Origin of the sequence: Spiroplasma endosymbiont of Aleiodes alternator (assembly GCF_964031135.1) — a bacterium.
GTDB lineage: Bacteria > Bacillota_I > Bacilli_A > Mycoplasmatales > VBWQ01 > Spiroplasma_E.
Genome location: NZ_OZ035008.1, coordinates 91,293 through 107,456, shown reverse-complemented (window position 1 = coordinate 107,456; position 16,164 = coordinate 91,293). Strand labels below are relative to the sequence as shown.

Below are 16,164 nucleotides of genomic sequence, written 5' to 3'. Positions count from 1 at the left end.
AATTATTATTAACTATTTAAATTACGTATTATTGTTGATTTATATTGGCTAAATGTTAAGATAAATGTAAAATTAGATATTTAATTATTAATTACATTTAGTTTTTAATAATTTTAAAAATGATTGATAAATAAAATTATTGTTTATAGATTTTAAATTTTTTTTGCATAAGATGTTAAAAATAAAGTACGAATAGTTTACTAGAAATATTGCGAAATAATAATTATAAAGAGGTAAAAGGATGTTAAAATTTTCAAAAAAATTATCTAACATTGGTATTTATCTACTTTTGACAACATTAATGCCGGTAATGGTTATTTCTATAACCTGAATTGTAAATATAAATGGGACAAATGGGACAGTTTTTAAAATAATTGTATTAAGTCTATTGGGCTTTTATAAGATAGTGATTTTCTGGGTGTAGAATTAATTTGAAATGCTATAGCATTTAAGTCTTTTTGTTTATATAAAGATAGATCTGTAGATTTTGGTAAATATCTTCTTAAAATACCATTATTATTTTCATTTAAACCTCTTTGACAAGGTTTGCCAGGATCTGCAAAATAAATCTTAACATTGCAAATTTTTTCGATTAATTTTCATTTACTAAATTCTTTACCACGATCAAAAGTAATAGTTTTAACTGTTCCTTTTTGTAACTTTGAAATAAATTTTATTATACTTTTTGTAATATTTTCTGCTTTATGATTTTTAGAAACTAAAGGAATTGTCGTTTTTGATCATATATCAGCTAAAGTAATAATAGAACTTTTATGATCTTTACCAATGATAGTATCACCCTCTAAATGACCAAATTCTTGTATATTTTTAATATTAGGAATGATTAAATTTCTTTCATGAATAGATTTACAATTATTAATTCGTCCTCTAGTTTCTTTTCGTTTATGAGGTTTATTTTTTCCTTTTCTCAATAAGTTATTTTCATCAAAACCCATTCGATTTGTTTTAAACATGTTATATAAAGTTTTTGTTGAAATACTTTTTATTTTATTTTCCTTTAAAAAATTAGCAATTATATCAAGCGCATAATTTTTAGTAATTAACAAATAATTAATAGTATTAATTTCTGTTAAAGTTAAAATTATTAATTTTCTACCTGCATTTTGCTTCTTTTTTTGAATTTGATTCAATATTTCTAATGGTAATAAGTTTTGATTTAATAATCTGCAAACTCTATGTACAGTTGATTTACTATAATCAACAGCTTTTGCTATTTTACGAATTGAAAATTCATAACTTTTATATTCTTTTATTGCTATTATTGATTCAATAGTCAGATACTTATACATTGTGCTAATTCCTTTCTTTTCTTAATTATAGAATTAACACAATTTAATTTTTATATAAATGTCTTTTTTAATTTTACAATTCAGGAAAAATTATAAAAAGATAAATTTTATTCTATATTTGCATAAAATATACTAAAATTAATATGGTGATACAAAATGGAAAATGAATTAATTAAATACTGAACAAAAAAAAGTTTTTTTTATGTTAGCATTTTGTGATTAATTGTTCAAATTATATTTATAATAATAGGTTCAATTTTAATAAATACTACTAGTGAAAAAATAATTAATATTTTATTAATAGTTGGCATAAATAGTTTAATTCTATTAATTTTGTTTGCTTTTTCTATTAATCATTATACTTATGAAACAGTTTATCAAATTAAAGTCAAAGGTAGTACTTTTCAAACTAAATTTTATCGTTATCTAATTATTCTATTTAGTTTTGGTTGATTAATTTTTTTCATTTTAAATGCATTATTTATGTTAGTTGAAACTGCCGTTTTTAAAAGCAAACTTGATTATTTTAATACTTTAAACGATCATTGATGAATTTTACTTATTGTAACAATATTTAACGTTTTAATTATTAGCATACATCGACAATTAATGCATTATACATTAACAAATTTACAATTACCATGAAGTAAATACATAAATAACAAATAGTAGATTATATGAGGCTTTTATGTAATCTGTGTATCTTTGTTTTACAAAGTACTAGTTTAGATTAATTCTATCTTCAAATTTTATCATAAAATGAGCAATTGCTGTATTTCAATTTTGAATGGGCATTGTTCATTTTTTTGTTATATTTTCAATTGCTAAATAAAATATTTTAAAAACTGCCATATCATTAGGAAAAACTTTTTTATTTCTGATAACTTTTCGTAATTGACTATTTACAGATTCAATAGCATTTGTTGTATAAATCACTCTTTTAATTTCTGCAGGATAACTAATAAAAACAATTAAATTATCTCAATTTTTATATCAAGATTTAGCAATTTGAGGATATTGTTTATTTCACTTATTTTCAAAGGATTCTAAAGCCTGCATTGCTTGTTCTTCACTACATGCAGTATAAATTGGTTTTAAATCTGCAACTAGAGATTTTCTATGCTTATATGGACATATTTCAAACTATTTCTAATTTGATGAACTATGCATAATTGATGTTCTGTTTTAAGATAAACTGATTGTATTGCTTCTGACATGCCTGTTAAATTATCACTGCAGGCAATAAGAATATCATTTAAGCCACGATTTTTCATTTCTGTTAAATTTGCTAATCAAAATTTAGCACCTTCATTTTCACTAATTCATAAACCTAAAACATCTTTTTTACCTTCTAAATCAACTCCTAAAGCTATATAAACTGATTTATTAATAATCCTTTTATCTTGTCGTACTTTCACTATTATGCAATCAAAATAAACAATCGGATAGACACTTTCTAATGGTCGATTTTGCCATGCTTTTACATCATCAATAACATCATCAGTAATTTGACTAATAACACTTTCACTAATATCAGCACCATGATATAACTCTTGTAATTGCATTCTAATATCTGATAATGTCATACCTTTTGCATATAAAGAAAGAACTTGTTGATCAAAACCTTCAAATCTTCTTTGTCTTTTTGCAACTATTACAGGATTAAAATTACTATTGCGATCTCGTGGTACATCAATCTCAATTTTACCTTGTTGAGTTATTAATTTTTTTGAACTTATACCATTACGAGCATTGTCACTATTACTATGTTGATTCTTATCATATCCTAAATAATTTTGCATCTCAGAATTCAACATTTTTTCTACTAATCTTTTTGTTAATTCTTTATACAATCCTCCCTCTTTAAAAACTGTTGTTAAATCTTCAGTATTTTCTAATAATAAATCTACTGCTTTTGATATTGGATCATTATTATTAATATTTTGCTTTTTAGCCATCTGTAACTCACTCTTTCTAGTCATTTAATTATATTTACTAGAATTAATTAAACATAGTTATTTTTGTAAGTTACACAGATTACTAAACATTACCAAAACTTTTATTTTTATATTCCAAACATAAAATAATTATTTTATTATTGAGGTAATTTTATATCTTCATAAATGGGAAATTTATTTAAAAGCATATCAACTTTTTTTCTTAATTCATTTAAACCATCATCATTAATACCCTTAGGTAATTTTCAAGCACTAATAATAATCTTTCCTAATTCAATAAACTGCTCTTCTTTAAAACCTCTCGTTGTCATTGCTGGACTACCAAAACGAACACCACTAGTAATAACAGCTGGTAAAGGATCAAAGGGAACACCATTCTTATTAGCAACAATATTAATCTTTTCTAAAATATCAACAGCTTCTTTACCATTTAAACCGTTAATATTAGTAACATTAACAGTTAATAAATGATTATCAGTTCCACCCGCCACTACATGAAATTTTGCATCAAGAAAAGTTTTCGCTAATGCTTGAGCATTTTTAATTACTTGCATTTGATAAGTTTTAAATTCTGGCGTTAATGCTTCATAAAAAGCTTGTGCTTTTGCTGCAATAATATGTTCCAATGGCCCACCTTGATTACCGGGAAATACCGCACTATCAATTTTCTTTTTTAATTCTTTGGTGCAAAGAATAGCACCACCGCGTGGTCCTCTTAATGTTTTATGAGTTGTTGTTGTTGTAATATCAGCATAACAAATAGGATTTTGATGTAATCCAGCAGCAATTAATCCAGCAATATGCGCCATATCAACCATTAAATATGCTCCAACAGTATCAGCAATTTTACGAAACTTTGATCAATCAATAAGTCTTGAATAAGCACTAGCTCCTGCTACAATAATTTTTGGTTTACATTCTTTAGCAATTTTTAAAATTTCATCATAATCTAAATATTCATCCTTTTTACTTACACCATAATTAACACCGTGATAAATTTTACCAGAAAAATTAATTTTATAACCATGAGTTAAATGACCACCGGCATCAAGTTCCATACCAAGAATAGTATCACCTGGACGTAATATAGCAGCATATGCTTCAGCATTAGCTTGACTACCAGAATGAGGTTGTACATTAGCATGAAAATTACCTTTTTTACATTGACCCGGTTTATGATTACAATTAAATAATTGTTTAAAACGCTCTATTGCCAAATTTTCAATTTTATCAACATTTTCGCAACCATTATAATATCTTCTGCCCGGATAACCTTCTGCATACTTATTAGTTAATATTGTTCCAGCAAGTGTAAGTACAGCTGGTGATACATAGTTTTCTGAAGCTATTAATTCAATATGATTTTGTTGACGTTGTCATTCATCTTTCACAATTTTTTTTAATTCTGGGTCAAGACCCTTATTAAAAGATTTATCCATTTTTAAACATCCTCTCTTTAATAATTTAATAGTAAAATTATTTTAGTTTTGCAACTCTTAATTGATGTCTTTTTTCATCACTTGTTTTAGTATTTAAAAATAATTTCACAAGTTCTACTGCTTTATAATCAGAAATAATTCTAGCACCTAGTGCTAAAACATTAGCGTCATTATGAAGCCTTGCCAATCTTACTGTTTCTTCTTCATAGCAAAGGGCACAACGAACACCATTAATACGATTGGTAGCAATGCTAATACCAATACCAGTACCACAAATTACAATACCAAAATCTGCTTTTTTACTAACAATAGCATTAGCAACATTAAAACCAAAATTAGGATAATCAACAGGCTCAATGCTATTTGTTCCTAAATTTAAAATTTGATAGCCTTCTGTATGTAAAAATTTAATAATTGGTTGTTTAAATTCATAAGCGGTATGATCATTACCAATAGCAATTACTAAACCATTAGTTTTCAACTTTATCACTTCCTTAGTTTAAATATTAGTTTTATTATACCTATTAATTTTAAAATTAATATATTTTCTTTTTAAAATAATTTTTATTACAAAAAGAAAAATATTTTTTCCTATAATAATCAAATTTAATCATTATTGCTATTAATAAATATGTTAAAATACTGCTAAAAGAAAGGTGAGATTCTTATTATGAAAATTAAAAAAATGATCGGAAATTGAACTTGTCAAGAAAAGTGGACAATAAAAGTAACCTTTTATTAAATTTTATAAAATAGCGTTTGTAAGTGTTAAATTTATAGGTATGAACTAATTATTTGTTGGTTTGGAATGAGCTAATCGATATTCGATTGGACTCATTCCTTTTAATTTTATTTGAGGTCTATAATTATTATAAAAGTAAATATATTTAGGTAAGTTGTCTTGTATTCATTCAATAGTTCTATTTTTTCTTGGAATTTGATATAGAAATTCTGTTTTCATTGTTCCAAATCAAGTTTCAGTAGCACCATTATCACAGGAATTACCTCTTCTAGACATTGAAATTTTTATTTTTAATTCATCACATAAAATTTTATAAGAAGGATTTGTATAGTGAAATCCTTGATCTGATTGTAAAATTCATGAAGTAGGTTTTTGAGCATTAACTCAAGCTTGGATAATGTTTTGGACAACAAATGTCATGTCTAAACTTGCACTTATTTTATAATCTAATATTTCATTATTATGAAAATCTTTAACAATTGATAAATAATATGTTTTACCATTAGTTAATAAATAAGTTATATCAGTACCTAATTTTTCATTTAAATTAGTAGTTGAAAAATCACGTTTTAATAAATTATCATATCTTAAACTTCCTGATTTAGTTCTATAATCAAATTTTTTTATGCGAACCTTAGCTTTTAAACTCATATTTTTCATATATCTATATACAATATGAAATTTTAATTTTAAATTATAAATTTTGTTAATTCATAAAATTATCATTTTATAACCATAAATTTCTTGAAATTCATAAAAAATATTTTTAATTATATTAGCTAAAAATGTATCTCATTTATTAAATTCTGAACATCTAGAATAAAGTAGACACAGAATTGTAACCTTTGTGTTAAAAATATTTTAAGGAAGGTGTTCATTTTTTTATGGCTAAATGACTATTAAAAGAAGAAAAGTTAAAAATAATAAAAATAAGTAAAATTAAAACAATTGATAAAACCGCATTAGAGTATGGTATTGGTCGATCATCAATAAAAGAATGAATTAAAGCATATAAATTATTAGGTGAAAAAGGTTTAGAATATGGCAATGGAATTCGTGCTAAAAAAACCAAAAGAACAGGTCGACCCAAATCTTTAAATTTTAATGAAATGACAAAACAAGAATTAATTGAATATATTGAGGCAATGAACGATATAAAAAAGTATTTAGAAAAATCGACAAAAAAGAAGAAATATTTTGTGATTTTCTCATTGAAGAAAAAATATCAGATTAGTTATTTATGTTGATTATTAAATGTTTCAAAATCAGGATATTATAAGTGAATTAAGAATGGAATGAATGAATTTAATAAATGAGATACATTTTTAGCTAATATAATTAAAAATATTTTTTATGAATTTCAAGAAATTTATGGTTATAAAATGATAACTTTATGAATTAACAAAATTTATAATTTAAAATTAAAATTTCATATTGTATATAGATATATGAAAAATATGAGTTTAAAAGCTAAGGTTCGCATAAAAAAATTTGATTATAGAACTAAATCAGGAAGTTTAAGATATGATAATTTATTAAAACGTGATTTTTCAACTACTAATTTAAATGAAAAATTAGGTACTGATATAACTTATTTATTAACTAATGGTAAAACATATTATTTATCAATTGTTAAAGATTTTCATAATAATGAAATATTAGATTATAAAATAAGTGCAAGTTTAGACATGACATTTGTTGTCCAAAACATTATCCAAGCTTGAGTTAATGCTCAAAAACCTACTTCATGAATTTTACAATCAGATCAAGGATTTCACTATACAAATCGGTAATGTTTAGTAATCTGTGTAACTTACAAAAATAACTATGTTTAATTAATTCTAGTAAATATAATTAAATGACTAGAAAGAGTGAGTTACAGATGGCTAAAAAGCAAAATATTAATAATAATGATCCAATATCAAAAACAGTAGATTTATTATTAGAAAATACTGAAGATTTAACAACAGTTTTTAAAGAGGGAGGATTGTATAAAGAATTAACAAAAAGATTAGTAGAAAAAATGGGACTTTCCTAAAAACTGTGTTTTTTAAATAAATTTTAGTTGTAAAATCACTAAGTTACACAGATTGCTGGAAAGTCCCTTTTCCGAGGCTTTTATGTAATCTGTGTATCTTTGTTTTACAAAGTACTAGTTTAGATTAATTCTATCTTCAAATTTTATCATAAAATGAGCAATTGCTGTATTTCAATTTTGAATGGGCATTGTTCATTTTTTTGTTATATTTTCAATTGCTAAATAAAATATTTTAAAAACTGCCATATCATTAGGAAAAACTTTTTTATTTCTGATAACTTTTCGTAATTGACTATTTACAGATTCAATAGCATTTGTTGTATAAATCACTCTTTTAATTTCTGCAGGATAACTAATAAAAACAATTAAATTATCTCAATTTTTATATCAAGATTTAGCAATTTGAGGATATTGTTTATTTCACTTATTTTCAAAGGATTCTAAAGCCTGCATTGCTTGTTCTTCACTACATGCAGTATAAATTGGTGAACTTGTCAAGAAAAGTGGACAATAAAAGTAACCTTTTATTAAATTTTATAAAATAGCGTTTGTAAGTGTTAAATTTATAGGTATGAAGTAATTATTTGTTGGTTTGGAATGAGCTAATCGATATTCGATTGGACTCATTCCTTTTAATTTTATTTGAGGTCGATAATTATTATAAAAGTAAATATATTTAGGTAAATTGTCTTGTATTCATTCAATAGTTCTATTTTTTCTTGGAATTTGATATAGAAATTCTGTTTTCATTGTTCCAAATCAAGTTTCAGTAGCACCATTATCACAGGAATTACCTCTTCTAGACATTGAAATTTTTATTTTTAATTCATCACATAAAATTTTATAAGAAGGATTTGTATAGTGAAATCCTTGATCTGATTGTAAAATTCATGAAGTAGGTTTTTGAGCATTAACTCAAGCTTGGATAATGTTTTGGACAACAAATGTCATGTCTAAACTTGCACTTATTTTATAATCTAATATTTCATTATTATGAAAATCTTTAACAATTGATAAATAATATGTTTTACCATTAGTTAATAAATAAGTTATATCAGTACCTAATTTTTCATTTAAATTAGTAGTTGAAAAATCACGTTTTAATAAATTATCATATCTTAAACTTCCTGATTTAGTTCTATAATCAAATTTTTTTATGCGAACCTTAGCTTTTAAACTCATATTTTTCATATATCTATATACAATATGAAATTTTAATTTTAAATTATAAATTTTGTTAATTCATAAAGTTATCATTTTATAACCATAAATTTCTTGAAATTCATAAAAAATATTTTTAATTATATTAGCTAAAAATGTATCTCATTTATTAAATTCATTCATTCCATTCTTAATTCACTTATAATATCCTGATTTTGAAACATTTAATAATCAACATAAATAACTAATCTGATATTTTTTCTTCAATGAGAAAATCACAAAATATTTCTTCTTTTTTGTCGATTTTTCTAAATACTTTTTTATATCGTTCATTGCCTCAATATATTCAATTAATTCTTGTTTTGTCATTTCATTAAAATTTAAAGATTTGGGTCGACCTGTTCTTTTGGTTTTTTTAGCACGAATTCCATTGCCATATTCTAAACCTTTTTCACCTAATAATTTATATGCTTTAATTCATTCTTTTATTGATGATCGACCAATACCATACTCTAATGCGGTTTTATCAATTGTTTTAATTTTGCTTTTTTTTATTATTTTTAACTTTTCTTCTTTTGATAGTCATTTAGCCATAAAAAAATGAACACCTTCCTTAAAGTATTTTTAACACAAAGGTTACAATTCTGTGTCTACTTTATTCTAGATGTTCAGTTTTATTTAAATTAATAATTGCTCGATATTGTGTTAAGTCCTGTCCCATTCCTTCTAATAATATACTATTTGCAAAATTTAATTTCACTGGAATTTGATATTTATTACCAACAAAATATTCATTTCTATCTATAACTACAAAATTAGTATCAATACTTTTTTTATCAAGAAAATCAGGTTTTTGATAAGAAATATCTTCAACACTTTCAACTTCTAAATTATCTTCCATCATAATATTTTCTTTAACTTCATTTTTTAAAATTTCATCACCAATACTTTTTTCTAAAAACTAATAACTTTTACTTCTTGCACTGGTTGATAACTTCGCAATTCATGTTCAACAATAGCATCATCATCATAATGACCATCAAAGATATTATTTCAAATCTCTTTTGTTAACTTTGGATATTTACTTACAATGTTTTCAGTATCTTCATCAGCTTTAATTCCTCATTTAGCAAAGAATGGAATTAGATTTCGATTAGCTATTTTTGAAGTCATTTGAATAAAAAATTGTTTTTTTAATTCATTATCAGTTGGTAATAACTTATTATCTAATAATCGACAAGTTTGATTTAAAGTTGAATAAAATCATTTTCCAAAGTCCTGATCTAATTGTCAAAACATACCTATTTTAACAAAAAGTGATTGTTTATCAAAATTTTTATCAGCATTTGAATTTAAAATAAATTCTTTAATATCTTTATCAGTATGTGATTTAATTAAGTTATTTTGAAATCCAAATTCTCTTTCAACTCAAAGCGCACTAATATTTACTGTAACTATAATAAAAATACCATAAAAAATATTTATCAATAATTGTATTAAAAAATACAATTTTATTTAAAATTGTCAACATATAAAAAAGAGAAAACATAAAAATGCTTTACTCTTTCCAAAATTTTCTTGCTTTAATATTTTTAATTAAACAAAAGTAATTAATACCATTAGTGCATTATCACCATTTCTATTATCTACTTTAATTAACTTTGTATATCCACCTTTACGGTCTTTATATCTTTCAGCAATATTGCCAAATAATGTTGGAATAACACCATCCTTTGGATGCTCTTTAGTTGTAATTTTACGCAATTTAGCAATTGCCATTCTTCTTGAATGCAAATCACCACGTTTAGCTAACGTTACTAAAGGTTCAATAAATGTTTGTAATCTTTTTGCTCTTTTTTCTAACAAAACTAATTTTCCATGAACAATTAATTCACTTGCTAAATTACGGATTTCAGCATCTACTTTAGCACTATTTCTTCCGATATCGTTAATATATGACATTTTTTCTTATCCTCCTTCTTAGTTTTTAATAGAAAACTCTAAATTATGTTTTGATACACAATCTTCAATTTCTTTAATTGATTTTGAACCTAAATGTTTAATTTGTTTAATTTCATCTAAACTTTTAGTTACAATATCACCCAAAGTTTTATAACCATCACGTTTTAAACAATTGTATGAACGAACAGTTAAATTCAATTCTTCTAAGGCTTTGTTTAAATCATTATTTTCTTGCTCATTAGTAATTGAAATAACTTCAAAGTTTTTAACATTATCATCTAAATTAACAAAAAACTCAATATGACTCATTAAAATTTTAGCTGCCATTGCAATAGCTGATGCTGCTTTAACTGAACCATTAGTTTGTACACCAAGAATTAATTTTTCATATTCAATACCCTTTAATGTTTTAGTTACAGGTTCAATTTTATAATCAACTTTTTCAACAGGTGAAAAGTTTGAATCAATAGCAATAATGCCTGAACTATTAGCAATTTCTTTTTTATTTTCCTCAAATGAAGAATAACCACGAGATTTCTTTACCATTAATTCCATTTCAAAAAGAACATTTCTTGAAGTTGTTCGAGCAATAATTAATTCTGGATTAACTACTCTAACATCAGTTGGACAAATAATATCTCCGGCAGTAATATCTTGTTCACCAGTAATACTAATTTTTAAATTAGCAATTTTTTCGTCCTTTTGAATATCACCATCAAAAGTTAAAACTAAGTCCTTAACATTTAAAATTATTTCAGAAACATTTTCAATTACACCTTTAACTGCAGTAAATTCATGAGATACACCACTTATTCTAATTGCATATACAGAAATACCTGGTACTGAAGATAATAATGTTCTTCTTAAGGCATTAGCTAAAGTTGTTCCATAACCACGTTCTAATTGACTCACAATAAATTCACTGTAATTAATAGCACTATTTTCACTGTTTAAACTAAATTTTGGTTTTAAAAATTGTTGTTCCATGTTTTATTTTCACCTACTTTATTTTCTTGGTTTTTTTGGTGGACGACAACCATTATGAGGGATTGGTGTCACATCATTTAAATCTTTGATTTCAAAACCTACTGCTTGTAAACTACGAATTGATGGTTCTCTTCCTGGTCCTGTTCCATTAACAAAAACACTTAAAATTTTAACTCCGTGTTCCATAGCAGTTTTACCTGCAGCTTCAGCTGCTAACTGTGCTGAGTGAGGAGTTGATTTACGAGTTCCTTTGAAACCTACTGCTCCAGCACTTGATCAAGCAATAACATTACCATTAAGATCAGTAATAGTAACAATAGTATTATTAAAACTTGCTTTAATAAATGCTTTTGCTTTAATAAAATTAGGATTAACTTTAATTTTTTTCTTTACTGTTGTTTTTATATTCATTATTTTTTTCCTCCTAATTAACTTGCTTTTTTCTTGTTAGCAACCGTTTTACGTGGTCCCTTGCAAGTTCTTGCATTAGTTTTTGTTGATTGTCCTCTGGCTGGTAATCCTTTACGATGACGAATACCACGATAACATCCAATTTCCATTAATCTCTTAATGTTTAAAGACACTTCACGTCTTAGTTCACCTTCAGTTTTATATTTCTTTTCAATTAATTGACTAATTGAACTTAATTCTTTTTCTGTTAATTCATTAATTTTTTTAGTTTCTTCAATTTTTAGTTCTTTTAATATTTCTGAAGATTTGCTGCGACCAATTCCATAAATTCTTGTTAAACCAATTACTGTATGTTGATTTCCAGGAATATTTACTTGCGCAATTCTTCGACTTGCATTATTAGTATTTGATGTCATATTTATTTTTCCTCCTTAATATTTTTATCCTTGACGTTGCTTATGTTTAGGATTTTCACAAATGATTACATTACGTTTTTTGCGTTTGATTGGTTGACATTTGTCACAAATTTTTTTAACTGATGCTTGTACTTTCATCATTTTCCTCCTGTTAAACTATTAGTTTTCTTTGTTTTCATCATCTTTATTTATCGGTAAATGTGTAGTAGCCATTCTGTTACGAAAAGTAATTCGTCCTTCAGTTAAATTATAAGTTGATAATTCAACTTTTACATGATCACCTTTGATAATTTTAATTTTATGTGTTTGCATACGACCAGATGGTCTTACAATAGGAGTAAAGTCATATTCATTCAACTTTACTTTAAATCTAGCATTAGGTAAGACTTCTATTACTATACCTTCACATTCAATAGTACTATCATTAGTTTTTTTTACTTTTTGAACTTTGGGTTTAACTACTTGTTTTGGTTTAGCCATTAATTACATTCCTCATTATTTTTTTGATTTTCATTAAGTATTGTTAGTACTTCACATCCATTATTAGTTACTAGGATAGTGTGTTCAAAGTGAGCAGTTTGCTGTTTATCAGCAGCAACTACTGTTCACTTATCACTTAAAACCAGAATTTTATCAGTTGTTGTTTGAACCATTGGTTCAATACAAATTGTCATTCCTGACTGCAATTTTATTCCAGTGTTGGGCTTACCAACATTAGGAATAGCTGGGTCTTCGTGGAGTTTTTTACCAATACCATGCCCAGTATATGATGTTGGTAAATAAAAGCCTTCGCTTTCTACATAAGTTTGAATGGCGTTACTAATATCACCAATTCTAACTCCTGGTGCAATAATTGCTATTGCTTTATTTAATGATTCTTTAGTCACATTAATAAGTTTTGCTTGTTCTGGTGTTGGTTTCCCACCAACACACATTGTAAAGGCAGCATCTGCATGATAACCATTAACAGCAGCACCAGCATCAATTTTCACAATATCATTCATTTTAAAAGGTCTATCATTAGGAATGCCGTGAATTAATTGTTCATTAACTGAAACACAAATTGTGGCAGGAAACCCATGATAATTTAAAAAAGAAGGTACAGCATTATTTTCTTTAATAATTTGTGCTGCCACTTTATCAAGTATTTTACCCGTTATCCCAACTTTTATTATCTTTGCTAACTCTTTATGAATAAGTGCTACAACTTGACTAGCGGCTTTGATATTTTGAATTTCACTTTGACTTTTAATGCTAACCATTATTTTTATTTCCTTTTAATGATGATAAATATGATTTAATTTGTTTTTTAATATCACTATTATTTTGGTTGGCATCCACTGTTCTTAACAGTCCACGTTCTTGATAAGAATCTACCAATGGTGCCGTTGCTACTTTGTAAGTTTTTAAACGATTGATAATTGTCTTTTCATCACTATCATCAATTCGCTTAATTAATTTTACCCCATCATTATCACAAATACCAGTAATCTTTGGTGATAGGAAATTAAGATTATAAATTGCTTTACATTGAGGACAAGTAACTCTTGAAGACAAACGTTTAATAACTGTTTCTTCATTAATATCTAGATACAATACCATTGAAAGCTTTTCATTCAAACTTGTTAATACTTTGTCTAATGATGCTACTTGTGAGATTGTTCTTGGATAACCATCAAGAATAAAATTATGTTTAATTTTTTTTAAAGTATTACTAATAATCTCATTTGTAATCTCATCAGGAACATATTGACCCTTATTAACATAAGTTTGAGCTTTTTTACCTACTGGTGATTGTTTTGTGATTTCATCACGAAACAAATCACCAGTTGATAAATGCATTAAATTATATTGTTCTTTCAGAAACTGTGACTGTGTCCCTTTCCCTGATCCTGGTGGACCTAAAATAATTAAATTCATCGTTACCCCCTAAGACCATAAGTGTTCTTTAACATCTTTGTTGTCCTTATAATTTAAGAATGAATGTTGAGTAATTCGTCCCTTAATTTGTTTTGTTGTATCTAATGCTACTCCAACCATAATTATTAATCCAGTTCCACCAACTGCTAATGAAGAAGGTAGATTAGTAAATTTAGAAATCAAAAATGGAGTTACTGCAACAGCAGTTAAGAAAAAGGAACCAATCGTACTTAAACGATTTAACATTCTTTTAATATAAATTTCTGTTTCCTTCCCTGGCTGAACGCCAGGAATATAAGTTCCTGATTTTTGAAAATTCTTAGCCATTTGCTCGGGATTAATTTGCACTTGTGCATATAAGAAAGTAAACATAATCGTCATTATAGCAAAAATACTAATTCCCGGCCACGACTGTAAAGATAAATAATTTCTAGCAAAATTAGCAAAACCACTATTTTGATCAACAATTTGTGCCACTGTCATTGGAGCAGTAATTAGTGCCGAAGAAAAAATAACAGGAATTACTCCAGCTGAGTTAACTTTTAAAGGTAAATAAGAACTTTTATCACCCTTTAAAGTTAAACCACTACCAGTTTGTTGAATTGGTAAGTGTCGCTCTGATTCACTAAAGAATACAACAACAAGAATAATCAGTAGGAAGGCTGCAAAATAAAGAGCAAATTTTAAAGCCCCTTGAAAAATAACACCGTTATTAGTATCTGGTCCTACTCAATACTTAAAAGTTGAAGCTAAGTTAAATGGTAAATTAGCAGCAATTCCACCAAAAATAATTAGTGAAATTCCATTACCAATACCACGATTAGTAATCTGATCAGCCATTCATAATGATAACATTGTCCCTGCTAGTAAAATAGCTGGAATTAATACATAATAGAAAACTTCTGGTCCGGCTGCTCCCGATCCCGAACTTCAATCAACACTAATAATATGTTGAGATTGTAAGCCAAAGATAGTGGCAAAACCTTGCATAATAGCAAAAGGAACAGTTAATACTCGATTCATTAACTCTAATTTTTTCTTACCTTTTTCGCCTGATTTAGCCCATCTTGTTAAAGTAGGAACAACATCAGTTGATAATAACTGCACAATAATTGATGCAGTAATGTAGGGTGAGACTCCAAGTGCAAAAACAGAAAATCTGCTAATAGCACCACCACCTAACATTGAAATTAAATTAAAGAATTCAATACCACTACTATTACTGCTACTTAAATCTTCATTCAAAGTTACTCCTGGAACTGTAATAAATGCTCCAACACGAAAGATAAATAAAATAAAAATGGTAAATAAAATTCTAATTATAACTTCTTTATACTTTTTTATTAATTCACGGGTTGTTGTGAACACTTAGATCACCTGCGCTTTTCCTCCGGCTTGTTCAATAGCAGTAATTGCTGATTTTGAAAATTTATGAGCTTTAATTGTTTTTGGTGTTGTTAATTTACCTTTACCAAGAACTTTAATACCATCTTTTTTACTTCTAATCAATTTTAATTGAAATAAAAGTTCAGGTGTTATTTCATGCTCTTTAATTAAATCAATTTGTTCTAAGTTAATAATACTATAATTGGTTGTAGTAAAGTTAGTAAACCCTCGTTTTGAAATACGACGGTACAGTGGTGTTTGTCCTCCTTCAAATCCGGGTCTTGTTCCACCACCGGTACGGGCATTTTGTCCTTTTGTCCCTTTACCAGCCGTTTTACCTTTTCCAGATGAAGTTCCTCTACCTAAACGTTTAATGTCTTTACGAGAACCTGGTGTTGGTTTTAAGTTATGTAATGTTGTTTCCATAATCCACC

General features: G+C 26.2%; 18 protein-coding genes and 3 pseudogenes. 2 read left to right on the top strand and 19 right to left on the bottom strand.

Annotated features, from left to right (window positions below; genetic code table 4):
• Positions 1 to 365: 365 nt before the first annotated feature.
• The 5 genes and pseudogenes from ACQH20_RS00635 to ACQH20_RS00615 form a co-directional block, all read right to left on the bottom strand.
• Positions 366 to 1,310, bottom strand: coding sequence for an IS30 family transposase (locus tag ACQH20_RS00635; RefSeq protein ID WP_425376675.1), 945 nt, complete (start codon positions 1,308 to 1,310; stop codon positions 366 to 368).
• Between the two features lie 720 nt (positions 1,311 to 2,030).
• A pseudogene (locus ACQH20_RS00630) lies at positions 2,031 to 3,268 on the bottom strand (IS256 family transposase).
• A gap of 137 nt (positions 3,269 to 3,405) precedes the next feature.
• Positions 3,406 to 4,707 carry a serine hydroxymethyltransferase gene (gene glyA, locus ACQH20_RS00625; protein ID WP_425377138.1) on the bottom strand — a complete coding sequence of 434 codons (1,302 nt, stop codon included), beginning with the start codon at positions 4,705 to 4,707 and terminating at the stop codon, positions 3,406 to 3,408.
• Positions 4,708 to 4,744: 37 nt separating this feature from the next.
• On the bottom strand, positions 4,745 to 5,173 hold the full coding sequence (gene rpiB / locus ACQH20_RS00620; RefSeq protein WP_425377551.1) for a ribose 5-phosphate isomerase B: 429 nt from the start codon (positions 5,171 to 5,173) through the stop codon (positions 4,745 to 4,747).
• A 321-nt stretch (positions 5,174 to 5,494) separates the two neighbouring features.
• Positions 5,495 to 6,175: an IS3 family transposase gene (locus tag ACQH20_RS00615; protein ID WP_425377137.1), complete on the bottom strand. Its 681-nt coding sequence runs from the start codon at positions 6,173 to 6,175 to the stop codon at positions 5,495 to 5,497.
• Positions 6,176 to 6,333: 158 nt separating this feature from the next.
• Here ACQH20_RS00615 and ACQH20_RS00610 point away from each other — a divergent pair, with 158 nt between their 5' ends.
• Complete coding sequence (locus ACQH20_RS00610; protein WP_425377136.1) at positions 6,334 to 7,242, top strand: IS3 family transposase; 909 nt, start codon at positions 6,334 to 6,336, stop codon at positions 7,240 to 7,242.
• An 89-nt stretch (positions 7,243 to 7,331) separates the two neighbouring features.
• Positions 7,332 to 7,475: pseudogene (locus tag ACQH20_RS00605) on the top strand (IS256 family transposase); the annotation flags it as partial.
• A 126-nt stretch (positions 7,476 to 7,601) separates the two neighbouring features.
• On the opposite strand, the pseudogene ACQH20_RS00600 reads toward ACQH20_RS00605, so the two are convergent.
• From ACQH20_RS00600 to rplO, 14 genes and pseudogenes are all read right to left on the bottom strand, one after another.
• Positions 7,602 to 7,973, bottom strand: a pseudogene (locus tag ACQH20_RS00600) (transposase); the annotation flags it as partial.
• Between the two features lie 48 nt (positions 7,974 to 8,021).
• Positions 8,022 to 9,242 carry an IS3 family transposase gene (locus tag ACQH20_RS00595; RefSeq protein WP_425377135.1) on the bottom strand — a complete coding sequence of 407 codons (1,221 nt, stop codon included), beginning with the start codon at positions 9,240 to 9,242 and terminating at the stop codon, positions 8,022 to 8,024.
• Between the two features lie 61 nt (positions 9,243 to 9,303).
• On the bottom strand, positions 9,304 to 9,552 hold the full coding sequence (locus ACQH20_RS00590) for a hypothetical protein (RefSeq protein ID WP_425377134.1): 249 nt from the start codon (positions 9,550 to 9,552) through the stop codon (positions 9,304 to 9,306).
• A gap of 50 nt (positions 9,553 to 9,602) precedes the next feature.
• The gene (locus tag ACQH20_RS00585; protein WP_425377133.1) at positions 9,603 to 10,136 is read right to left on the bottom strand and encodes a M60 family metallopeptidase; all 534 of its coding nucleotides are present in this window, start codon (positions 10,134 to 10,136) and stop codon (positions 9,603 to 9,605) included.
• 108 nt (positions 10,137 to 10,244) lie between these two features.
• Positions 10,245 to 10,610, bottom strand: coding sequence for a 50S ribosomal protein L17 (rplQ, locus tag ACQH20_RS00580; protein WP_425377132.1), 366 nt, complete (start codon positions 10,608 to 10,610; stop codon positions 10,245 to 10,247).
• Positions 10,611 to 10,628: 18 nt separating this feature from the next.
• Positions 10,629 to 11,597: a DNA-directed RNA polymerase subunit alpha gene (locus tag ACQH20_RS00575; RefSeq protein ID WP_425377131.1), complete on the bottom strand. Its 969-nt coding sequence runs from the start codon at positions 11,595 to 11,597 to the stop codon at positions 10,629 to 10,631.
• An 18-nt stretch (positions 11,598 to 11,615) separates the two neighbouring features.
• On the bottom strand, positions 11,616 to 12,008 hold the full coding sequence (gene rpsK / locus ACQH20_RS00570) for a 30S ribosomal protein S11 (protein ID WP_252319229.1): 393 nt from the start codon (positions 12,006 to 12,008) through the stop codon (positions 11,616 to 11,618).
• A 17-nt stretch (positions 12,009 to 12,025) separates the two neighbouring features.
• Entirely contained in the window at positions 12,026 to 12,424 is a 399-nt protein-coding gene (rpsM, locus tag ACQH20_RS00565) for a 30S ribosomal protein S13 (protein WP_174480910.1), read from the bottom strand.
• Positions 12,425 to 12,448: 24 nt separating this feature from the next.
• Positions 12,449 to 12,562: a 50S ribosomal protein L36 gene (gene rpmJ, locus ACQH20_RS00560; RefSeq protein WP_174480911.1), complete on the bottom strand. Its 114-nt coding sequence runs from the start codon at positions 12,560 to 12,562 to the stop codon at positions 12,449 to 12,451.
• A gap of 21 nt (positions 12,563 to 12,583) precedes the next feature.
• Positions 12,584 to 12,904, bottom strand: coding sequence for a translation initiation factor IF-1 (gene infA, locus ACQH20_RS00555; RefSeq protein WP_348774424.1), 321 nt, complete (start codon positions 12,902 to 12,904; stop codon positions 12,584 to 12,586).
• A complete protein-coding gene (gene map / locus ACQH20_RS00550; RefSeq protein WP_425377130.1) occupies positions 12,904 to 13,686 on the bottom strand; it encodes a type I methionyl aminopeptidase in 783 nt (260 codons plus the stop codon). The genes infA and map overlap by 1 nt, the downstream gene beginning before the upstream one ends.
• A complete protein-coding gene (locus ACQH20_RS00545) occupies positions 13,679 to 14,344 on the bottom strand; it encodes an adenylate kinase (RefSeq protein ID WP_425377129.1) in 666 nt (221 codons plus the stop codon). Before ACQH20_RS00545 ends, map begins: the two co-directional genes overlap by 8 nt.
• Before the next feature lie 9 nt (positions 14,345 to 14,353).
• On the bottom strand, positions 14,354 to 15,712 hold the full coding sequence (secY, locus tag ACQH20_RS00540; protein WP_338958165.1) for a preprotein translocase subunit SecY: 1,359 nt from the start codon (positions 15,710 to 15,712) through the stop codon (positions 14,354 to 14,356).
• Entirely contained in the window at positions 15,713 to 16,156 is a 444-nt protein-coding gene (rplO, locus tag ACQH20_RS00535) for a 50S ribosomal protein L15 (RefSeq protein ID WP_174480916.1), read from the bottom strand.
• Between the last annotated feature and the right edge of the window lie 8 nt (positions 16,157 to 16,164).